This window comes from Holdemania filiformis DSM 12042 (assembly GCF_000157995.1).
GTDB lineage: Bacteria > Bacillota_I > Bacilli_A > Erysipelotrichales > Erysipelotrichaceae > Holdemania > Holdemania filiformis.
The window spans coordinates 64,011-73,296 of record NZ_GG657562.1 but is presented as its reverse complement, the minus strand read 5'-3'; the positions used below and the strand labels follow the sequence as shown (position 1 = coordinate 73,296).

At 53.7% G+C, this 9,286-nt stretch carries 9 protein-coding genes; 4 read left to right on the top strand and 5 right to left on the bottom strand.

Going from position 1 to position 9,286, the window contains the following annotated elements:
* Positions 1 to 291, bottom strand: a 291-nt coding sequence (locus HOLDEFILI_RS16245; protein WP_006060965.1) for an HD domain-containing protein, incomplete at its 3' end; no start/stop codon positions are given.
* 169 nt (positions 292 to 460) lie between these two features.
* Positions 461 to 1,168: a response regulator transcription factor gene (locus HOLDEFILI_RS16240; protein WP_006060964.1), complete on the bottom strand. Its 708-nt coding sequence runs from the start codon at positions 1,166 to 1,168 to the stop codon at positions 461 to 463.
* A gap of 38 nt (positions 1,169 to 1,206) precedes the next feature.
* Between HOLDEFILI_RS16240 and HOLDEFILI_RS16235 the strand changes: the two genes are divergently transcribed.
* The 3 genes from HOLDEFILI_RS16235 (at position 1,207) to HOLDEFILI_RS16225 (ending at position 5,592) form a co-directional block, all read left to right on the top strand.
* Positions 1,207 to 3,084, top strand: a complete 1,878-nt coding sequence (locus tag HOLDEFILI_RS16235) for a sensor histidine kinase (RefSeq protein ID WP_006060963.1) — start codon at positions 1,207 to 1,209, stop codon at positions 3,082 to 3,084.
* 177 nt (positions 3,085 to 3,261) lie between these two features.
* Positions 3,262 to 4,530, top strand: a complete 1,269-nt coding sequence (locus tag HOLDEFILI_RS16230) for a DNA polymerase Y family protein (protein WP_039865326.1) — start codon at positions 3,262 to 3,264, stop codon at positions 4,528 to 4,530.
* Between the two features lie 150 nt (positions 4,531 to 4,680).
* Complete coding sequence (locus HOLDEFILI_RS16225; RefSeq protein WP_006060960.1) at positions 4,681 to 5,592, top strand: nucleotidyltransferase family protein; 912 nt, start codon at positions 4,681 to 4,683, stop codon at positions 5,590 to 5,592.
* 111 nt (positions 5,593 to 5,703) lie between these two features.
* Here HOLDEFILI_RS16225 and HOLDEFILI_RS16220 read toward each other — a convergent pair whose 3' ends face one another.
* From HOLDEFILI_RS16220 to HOLDEFILI_RS16210, 3 genes are all read right to left on the bottom strand, one after another.
* Positions 5,704 to 6,348 carry a Rieske 2Fe-2S domain-containing protein gene (locus HOLDEFILI_RS16220; protein WP_006060959.1) on the bottom strand — a complete coding sequence of 215 codons (645 nt, stop codon included), beginning with the start codon at positions 6,346 to 6,348 and terminating at the stop codon, positions 5,704 to 5,706.
* A gap of 2 nt (positions 6,349 to 6,350) precedes the next feature.
* Complete coding sequence (locus HOLDEFILI_RS16215; protein WP_006060958.1) at positions 6,351 to 7,178, bottom strand: NAD(P)/FAD-dependent oxidoreductase; 828 nt, start codon at positions 7,176 to 7,178, stop codon at positions 6,351 to 6,353.
* Between the two features lie 80 nt (positions 7,179 to 7,258).
* A complete protein-coding gene (locus HOLDEFILI_RS16210) occupies positions 7,259 to 8,431 on the bottom strand; it encodes a TraB/GumN family protein (protein WP_006060957.1) in 1,173 nt (390 codons plus the stop codon).
* 124 nt (positions 8,432 to 8,555) lie between these two features.
* On the opposite strand from HOLDEFILI_RS16210, the gene HOLDEFILI_RS16205 reads away from it, so the two are divergent.
* On the top strand, positions 8,556 to 9,260 hold the full coding sequence (locus HOLDEFILI_RS16205) for a hypothetical protein (RefSeq protein WP_006060955.1): 705 nt from the start codon (positions 8,556 to 8,558) through the stop codon (positions 9,258 to 9,260).
* Positions 9,261 to 9,286: the final 26 nt, after the last annotated feature.

Below are 9,286 nucleotides of genomic sequence, written 5' to 3'. Positions count from 1 at the left end.
CTCTTCCTGCTGCTGCGGGGTGCCCAACTGCAGATCTCCCAGAATCCGCAAGGTCAGCGCCGCGCCTTTGCGGGCGTGATCCTCATGCTCGCCGGTAAGATAGGTTGAAATATCATGAAGCAGCCCCGCCAGCTCCGCTGCTTCGCTGTCTGCGCCTCGTTTCATCGCCAACATCGCCGCGAAATGAGCGGTTCCCAGCAGATGCGTGTAGACCGCGCGCCGCTGCTGAAATAAAAACGGATCCGGAATTGCCCCTTCGATCCATTGTTGAAGAATTTCTGACTTTTCCATGGTGTTCCTCCTGGTTTAATAAAGAGTTAAGATCCAGTTTCATTGTGATCCTCGAAGAAATCCGACAGGCTTGCCGGCGGCAGTAATGAAAATAATTAAAGCCGATAATTACCGCGGCAATCTCCGTGTCCGCCTATTTGCTTTGTCTGCGTAAAGCGTTTCCGCAGGATCAAAGCGCCTGCGGATTTTCGTCGATAAAGCAATAACCCTTCCCCCACACGCTTTGCAGCAGCTGCGGCTCGGCGGGATCCTGCTCGATCTTCTTGCGCAGATTGTGAATGTGAACGACGACGGTCCGGTGATCGCCATAGCTGGATTTGCCCCAGATGTGATTGTAAAGCTCGCTGGCTTTATAACACTGTCCGGCATGCTGCATCAGAAACGCTAAAATCTTAAATTCCATCGGCACCAGCGGATAGCACGTTCCGTCCGTTTTCGTCAGCTCGTGGGTTTGAGCGTTGAGCGTGAACGAAGCGCAGCGCAGCTCGTTGACGGTCTTCTTTTGTTGGCGGTCATTCCGCCAGCGGCGCAGATTCGCCTGAATCCGGGCGTGGAGAATCTCGTTGTCAAACGGCTTGACGATGTAATCATCCCCGCCCTGCTGCAAAGCTGATATAATAGTGTTACTGTCATCCAGGCAGCTGATAAACAGGATCGGGCAGTCGTGCCATTGCCGCAGCTGCGCGCAGAGGTCGATCCCGCTCTGATCCGGAAGTCCGACGTCCAGCAGAATAATATCGTAGGCGTCGCGCGCTAAAAACAGCGCTTCCTCAGCACTGGCGGCGCTGACGACTTCGTACAGGTTGTCCTGGCTGAGATAATAACGGATGATGCGGGCGATTTCTTTATCGTCCTCTACGATCAATACACGATCCATGATGATCACCTGAACTCATTATAAAGGAGCGATGCCGGATGTTCAAACGATTTAGGGTACTTCTGTTGTTTTTTGCCTTACTGCTGCTGCCGCTGGGGCTTTTTCTGCACATCAACCACAACACCGCGGCACTTATGGAGCACGATGAAATTCCGGCTTCGATTGAAAACCGGCCAATGCGGCTTGTCAGCGGAATGAGTGCGGATCAGCAGCGCTGTTCGATCACGTTGAAAGCGTCGGCGGAAGTGCAGCCGCTGACGTTGATTCTGGATAATGCGGGACCGGTTCAGGTCTGGGTTAACGATCAGCAGGTCTATCTTTCCTCGAGTCAAGATCCCTATCAGCGGATTCAATTTGTCACGCTGCCGCAGGCAGAGGGTACGCTGACCCTTTCACTGGCTCCCAGCGAGCTGCAGCGCAACGACGCGGTTTCGACATCGCAGCCCTATTCCCCGCCGGGCATGCTGCTGGCAGGGCCGCAGGCAGCGCTTTCCGCTTCACATGTCGCCTTCGGCATCACGATGTTTTATGCCGGCTTTTATTTACTGCTGATGATGTCCTCGCTGACGTTGTTCCAAAAGAAAAAGGAAGAAACATATCTGCTGCTGTTGGCCGCGGCTTCGCTGGTTTCGCTGCTGCGGGTGCTTGTTTTGTCCGCTTTCCCCTTGTTTCCATTGAGCTATGCGCAGTGTTCCCTGATCATGCCGGGAATCTTTTTGATGACGACCTTGTGCCAGCTGCTGATCATCATGATGCTGCTGAAACCGGCGATTCCTGTGCGGCTGCAGGCAGTGTTTACGCCGCGTATTCTGACGGCAGGCTTTGCCCTGTTGATGCTGCTTCAATATATTACTCCGGAAGGGGTGGAAACGTTGATTCGGATTCTGGCTGTGATTCCCATTCTGATTCTGTTTGTCCGTGCCGATCAACGTCATCTTCCGGGAACCTTCCCACTGGTATGCGGATATGCAGTGTGGGAAAGCATACTTTTATTTTATTATTTAATCTATAACCGCGGGGCGATGCAGGCGGGCGAGCTGATGATCGTCTACATGCTGCCGCAGTTCGGCTTTTTGTTCTTTATGATGATGGCGGCATTGGTGATCAATCGTAAATTTGCCGCAAAATTTGATGAATCAGAATCGTTAAACCGGGAATTAGAACAGATGAACGCGAATCTGGATCATCTTGTGGATGAGCGGACGCAGCAGCTGCAGAAGGAACAGGCGCAGAAGCAGCGGATGATCATGAAGGTGCTGCATGATGTGCGTTCCCCGATTTTTGTTCTAAAAGGCTGTCTTCAGCAGTTGGAGGCAAAGGATGAGGGACAGCAGCGGAACTTGTCGACGATGCGCCAGCGCTTAGAGGTGCTGGAAGGTCTGAGCGACGATTTGTTTTTAAGTGTCAAGCTGGAAAATCATGAACTGGCGTTTGTCTTTGACGAGGTGTGTCTGAATGATTTGCTGACACATCTGGCGGAAGCCCATCAGGTCAGCGCCCGGCAGAAACAGATCCGGATAAATCTGATTTTGCCGAAGCAAGCTATTTGGGTGTGGGCGGATGATCTGCGGCTGCAGCGGGTGTTTGATAATCTGCTGCGCAACGCTCTCGCCCATACACCGGAAGGCGGGCAGATCGACTGTGTCTGCTCGATCAAGGGAGAGCAAATAGAAATCCGGATTCAGGATACCGGAGAAGGGATCGATCCGGAGGAACTACCGCAGTTGTTCGATGCTTTTTATACTGGCAACCAGTCGCAGGGAAGCGGTCTGGGCTTGGCAATTGCCCGGGAAATTGTCGAAGCGCACCGCGGAACGATTGAAGTCGAAGCGACAAGCAAGGAAGGCACAGTGTTCCTTGTGCGGTTAAAGATGTTAAATTCCACCTCGGATTCCGTGCCGGACTTAAATCAGTAATGTCTGCATTTAACCAGTAATGTTTGGATCCCGGAAATGACTTCCATTTCACCGGGATTTTCTTTTGTTTCACGAATCACCAGAAACTGGAAAGACGGATATATCACTCGCCTTGAACAATGTCAAGAACATAACTTGAATTTAATTCTTGTAAAATTCAAGGCAGAGGTGATGAGAATGGAACGGGCAATTGTTCACAGTGATATTAACCATTGTTACGCGCAGATCGAGGAGATGCTGAATCCCGAGCTGAAGCAACGGCCGATGGCGGTCGGCGGCAGTCAGGAGGAACGGCACGGGATCATCCTTGCCAAGAATCTGCATGCCAAGAAATACAAAATTCAGACCGGGGAAACCTTAGACGAGGCCCGGATCAAATGTCCTCAGCTGCTGATCCTGCCCCCGGATTACCGCCGTTATCAGCGGATAACGGATCAGGTCAAGGCGATTTATCGGGAATATACCGACCGGGTTGAGGAATACGGGCTGGATGAAGCCTGGCTGGATCTGACGCAGTCGCAGCGGTTGTTCGGCCCCGCTTCACAGATTGCCCGAACAATCCAGCAGCGGGTCTACGCGGAACTGGGATTAACGATTTCAATCGGACTGTCGTTCAACAAGATCTTCGCTAAAATGGCCTCGGATTTCGTTAAGCCCAGCGGGTTTGTGACAATTACCCGGGCTAATTTCCAGGAGAAAATCTATCCGCTATCAGTGCGGGAGCTGTTTTATGTCGGAGCGGCGACACAGAAGAAGCTGGAAGCCTGGGGGATTACGACGATCGGCGATCTGGCCAGCCGCGACCGGCAGTTCATGCGCCGCTATTTTGGCAAGGTTGGGGAGATGCTGCACTGGTTCGCGTTGGGCGAGGATATCAGTGAAGTCGCGCTGGCCAGCGAGGCGATTCCGGTCAAATCCGTGGGCAACAGCGTCACGGCGGTTCATGATCTGCATACGCATGGAGAAGCGCGGCTGGTGCTGCGGGTGCTGGCGGAGTCCGTCGCTTCCCGGCTGCGTGATCAGGGCTTGAAAGGCAAGGGTATCGCTTTGAGCCTGCGGGATATTCATTTATTCCGCTGGAGCCTGCAGCGCAAACGTGCCCGCCCGACCCAGCTGGCGGAAGAAATTCTGGAAGACGCGGAAATTCTTTTGCGCCAGGCCTGGCAGAACGCGCTGCCGCTGCGCAGCATCGGGATCAGCGTATTTGACTTATGTCTGGATCAGACCGGGGAACAGCTGGATTTGTTCGTCGACGAACAGCACCGTCAGTCGTTATTGCAGCTGGAAAAGACGGTCGACGGGATCCGCCGCCGGTTTGGCTTTGAAAAGATCCAGCGCTGCAGCCTGCTGCTCGACAAGCCGCTGACCAGTTTTAACCCCAAGCAAGATCAGACGATTCATCCGATCGGTTTCCTCAAGGGACCGATTCAAGCCGGCAGCCGATAGTAAAATAAATCTGAGCGTGAATCCGCCAAAGCAAGCGCAGACCGCTGGAAAGAAAGGGATTTCAAGCCGCAGACAACTCGCTGGCTCAAACCGGAAAAACCATGATATAATGAAACCAACGAAAGATGAAAAAAGGAGATTAGAAATAAGATGAAAAAACCAGTTTTAGTCATTCTGGCAGCCGGTATGGGCAGCCGCTACGGCGGACTGAAGCAGATTGACGCCCTCGGAAGCAATGGCGAACCGATCATCGACTTCTCGATTTACGACGCGCATGAAGCCGGATTCGACAAGGTCGTGCTGATCATCCGCAAGGAACATGAGGAAGCCTTCCGTAAGAATCTGACCGATAAAGTATCCAAGCACATGGAAGTTGAGTTTGCTTATCAGGATCTCAATGACGTGCCGGAGGGAATCACGGTGCCGGAAGGCCGTGAAAAACCATGGGGAACAACCCATGCGCTGCTGGCCTGCCGCAACCTGGACGCTCCGTTTGCGATCATCAACGCCGACGATTATTATGGCAAGGACGCCTTCCGCGTTATTTACAACTTCTTATCCAACGAAGTTAAAGACGGCGAATACGGCATGGTCGGTTATGTGCTGGAAAATACGCTGACGGATCACGGCACCGTTTCCCGTGCGATCTGTGAGCGGGATGAAAACGGCTTCTTGCAGAAGATTGTGGAATGCCCGAAGATCGCGAAGGACGACGATCGTGCGAAGCTGACCAACGACGATGGCAAGACCTGGGAACCAATTGCGAAGGGCTCTGTCGTTTCGATGAATTTCTGGGGCTTTACACCGAAAATCTTTGAACAGTGCGAGCCGATTTTTGAGGAATTCATCCGTAAGGGTGTCGTTGAAAATCCGATGAAATGCGAACACGTCATTCCGACGGCAATCGGAACGCTGCTGGAACAAAAGGCCTGCACAGTTAAGGTGCTGACCTCCAACGACCGCTGGTTCGGCGTTACCTATAAAGAGGATAAACCGTATGTCGTCCAGTGCCTGAAAGACTATAAGGATCAGGGGCTGTATCCGTTCGATTTGTGGAAATAATCCGCAGTCACTATAAAATAAAGAAAGGACAGTGCTGAAAAGCCATCAGCGTCTGTCCTTTTTTAGACTTTAAAATCAGAAAACAAGGTAAGGAAAGGCAATTTTATGCCTTTATTTCAAATTGGGATGCAGGCTGTTGACGCCCGGATAATGCTGCAGGGAAACGTTGGACGGGGAATAAAGACTGCGTCCGTCCAGCGTGAAACGAGAACCGTGGCACGGGCAGTCCCAGGTTTGATCGGCGGGGTTGTAGTGCAGCGGGCAGCCCATGTGCGGACAGGTCAGATCGACCAGAAATTCCAGGCCCTCCTCAGGAATGACGACGCCGTAACGGCGTCCATGCAGACGCACGACGGTTCCGGTGCGGCGCGGCTGGTTTTCCGGGGTGACGGTAAAGCGATCCTTAAAGAAGGCTTCCGTCAAGGTCGCGGCGTTGCCCAACGTATACAAACTGAATAAATCACCCTTGCGCCGGGCCCGCAGATACTCCGGAATGACGAAGGCCGGATCCTGCACCTGCGCGCTGATCATTTCCGCGGCGATCATTGCCCAGGTATAACCCCATTTGGAATATCCGGATGCGATCCAGTAATGATCCTGAATCTGACCGATAAACGGCAGATGGCGGCGGGGTATCAGATCCTGCGCACTCCAGCAGGCCAGCGGCTGATGCACGCCCAGCGTTTTTGCGGTTTGTAACAGCGGTGCGTAAGGATCCTTGGGATAATGATGGATACCGATGGCCGGACCCGCCAAGATTAAGTCGGCTGATCCTCTTTGCGCGCAAACCGCAGTGAAAGCGCCTGACCGGGGTCGACGGTGTTGAGCATCAGACCGTCGAGGGCCGGATCGCAGCGAAAGGCCGCCGCCGCTTCGCGCTGGTAGTGAAACCGTGCGGCGTACAGCTGCAGCCGGTCAAAGGCCGGGAACTGCGTGGTGAGAATTAAATCCTTGAACCGCAGGCGGTAGCTGCCGTCGCTGATCAGGCAATGATCCTGAATCTCAACGACCGGTGATTCTTCATAGAGCGTCACTTTGTCTTTTAACGCTTCCAATAAACCAGCCTGGAACAACCAGGGATCGAGCAGCGCCTGATCCGCCGCGGCCAGCTGATCGGCCCAGGTCAGCGGCAGGGGAAAGCTTGGCGGATCGCTCAGCTGGGCTCCGAGAGCTGACAGAGCAGCTTTTTCCTGGTTCAGGATCGCCGCGCCTTCTTCGCTCTGCGCCGCTAAGACCGCGCTTGTCCGCTGCCAGTGACACGCGATGTCCGCCGTGCGGATCAGCTGTTCGTAGTGATCGACGGCCGTGCGGTTGAGCTGGTATACGGACTGCGCAATGTCCGCGGGCAGCGTGTGATAAAACGCGCCGTGCAGCGCGCTGACTTTGCCCGTGTTGCGGGCGGAGTTATTTTCCAGAAACCGCCGTTTTTCAATCACAGTGACGCGCCGGCCGCTGTCTTTCAACATCCAGGCGCATAACAATCCGGTTAATCCGCCCCCGACGATCGCGATGTCGGTTTCCTGATCCTCATTGAGCTGCGGACACTCCCACAGCGGACGTTGTTTCTGCCAATATGATTTCTGCATCTCCGCTCACCTCGTCTTGTTCTATTCGTTCCTTAGTATGGACAGGCGGACTGAACTTCAAACAAAAAAACCGGTTCTTCTCAGAACACGGTTTCCAGGAAAGTTTTGATGATGTCGGTGCCGCCGATGAAGGTGCCCAGCGAGCTGAAGACGTTGGCGAGAATGACGACCAGCAGGATCCGGGTCACGCGGTTTTTCCACATGCCTTTAACGGAATTGACGTCTTCAGTCAGATTTTCAAAATCTTTGACCTTCGGCTTGCGTACCGAGGCTTCGACCAGACCGGCGAACCAGCCGGCGGCCAGCAGCGGATTGAGCGAGGTGATCGGCGCCGCCACAAACGCCGTGAGGATCGACAGCGGATGACCGCCGGCCAACAGCGTGCCGATGGCGGACAATGTGCCGTTCCATAAGATCCAGCTTTGAATTTGTTCCCAGCCGGCGCTGTGCGAGTTCAGAAAGGTGGCGCAGACCAGCGCGACGATCGCGATCGGAATACCCCAGCCGATCACTTTGCCCCAGATCGATTTGGGGGGCAAGGAATCCAATTCGTTCAGATCGGCCAGCTTGCCGCTTTCGATCAAAGCGCTGACGCCCGGAACGTGCGCCGCCCCCAGCACGGCGACAACCTTCGGTCCTTTGGCCTGGGCAATTTTTGTGGCGAGATATTGATCGCGTTCGTGAATCAGAACGTCGGCGACGACCGGGAAGCTGTCGCCGACTTCTTTTAACGCGCTTTCCAGCATATCGCTTTGCTTGAGCTGTTCCAAATCCGCTTCCGTGATGTCTTCGTCGTCAAACAGCGAAAAGACAATGCTGGTGAGCAGCTTGCATTTCTGCCAGAAGCTGTGTTTGCGCCAGATGCGGGAGAACGTCGTCTGGATCCGCCGGTCTGCCAGCACCAGCTCAGCATTCAGTTCCTTGGCACTCTGGATGCCCTGCATCATTTCCGCGCCGGCGCTGATGTCCATTTTTTTGGCAATTTTCTTCTGGTATGAGCTTAGAATAATATTAGCGAGCAGAAAACCTGTTTTTTTCTGCTTAATGACCTGCACGATATCGGTTTGTTCCCATTGACCCGGATGCATCAGCGACTGATAGCGATCCTCGTCCAGTTCCACGCAGATGCTGTCGGGTTGAATTTCCTCAAGCGCTTCCTTGACCTGCTGGGCGCTGACCTTGGAAACGTGCGCCGTGCCGATCAAAGTGATTTCTTTGCCCTGCGTCTGTAGAGTTGTCCATTGTTTTTCCATCAAGCTAACCTCATTTCTTGTCTATTGTACCGCAACCTGTTTTGTTTTTCCATCTTTTGAACTGCGGTTTCAGGATAAAAAGGGGTTCTGCGAGCATACTTCTGGATAGAAAGGAGCCGCTTTTATGAAACCCCAATCACGGATATTCGACATCCTTTTAGCATTTTGCTGGGTCATGATCGTCGTTACTGGTTCGCTGGCGCTAGGATCCTATTGGAGCCGCCGGCCGGTTTCTTCCCTCCAGCCTCAATCCAGCGCCGCGCCCGCCGCGCCGCTGCCGCCGGAACTATCCGAAGCGCTGCCCGACACCGAGCAGCTGATCAGCCAGCTGACGCAAATTGCCAAAGGTCAGTTTACGGCCAAAGGGACGCAGCCGCTGCAGCTGAACCTGTCGGAACAACAGCTGGGGGAGTTGTTGAAAACCGCAGCCGGCGACATGCTCTCCGATCCACAGATTACGCTGGAAAACGGCGATGAAGTTGCAATTGAAATGACGGTGAATGATCCCGAGGCACTCGTCAAGCTGTTTCCCAAGCTGAAGGAATACGGCGCGCTCTTGACGCTGGCAAAGGGCTGCCGCGTGGCGGTGGAAGCGAGACTGGCAGGGCAGGATGATGAAATTACGATCGAGCTGCAGCGAATCACGCTGGCCGGCGTGGATCTGCCAACGTCTTTAGTTAAATCCACCAACACTGCCGTGAATAAAAACTTAAAAACCATTCTGGATAAAATGGACGGCCTGCAGATCAGCGTTCTGGAACTGAAGGATGAAGCGTTTCGCTTTGAAGGCACTGTTCCGCAGACGCTGCTGCTGCAAGGAAAACCATGAAGGCACAGTTCCGATCAGGAGCTGTG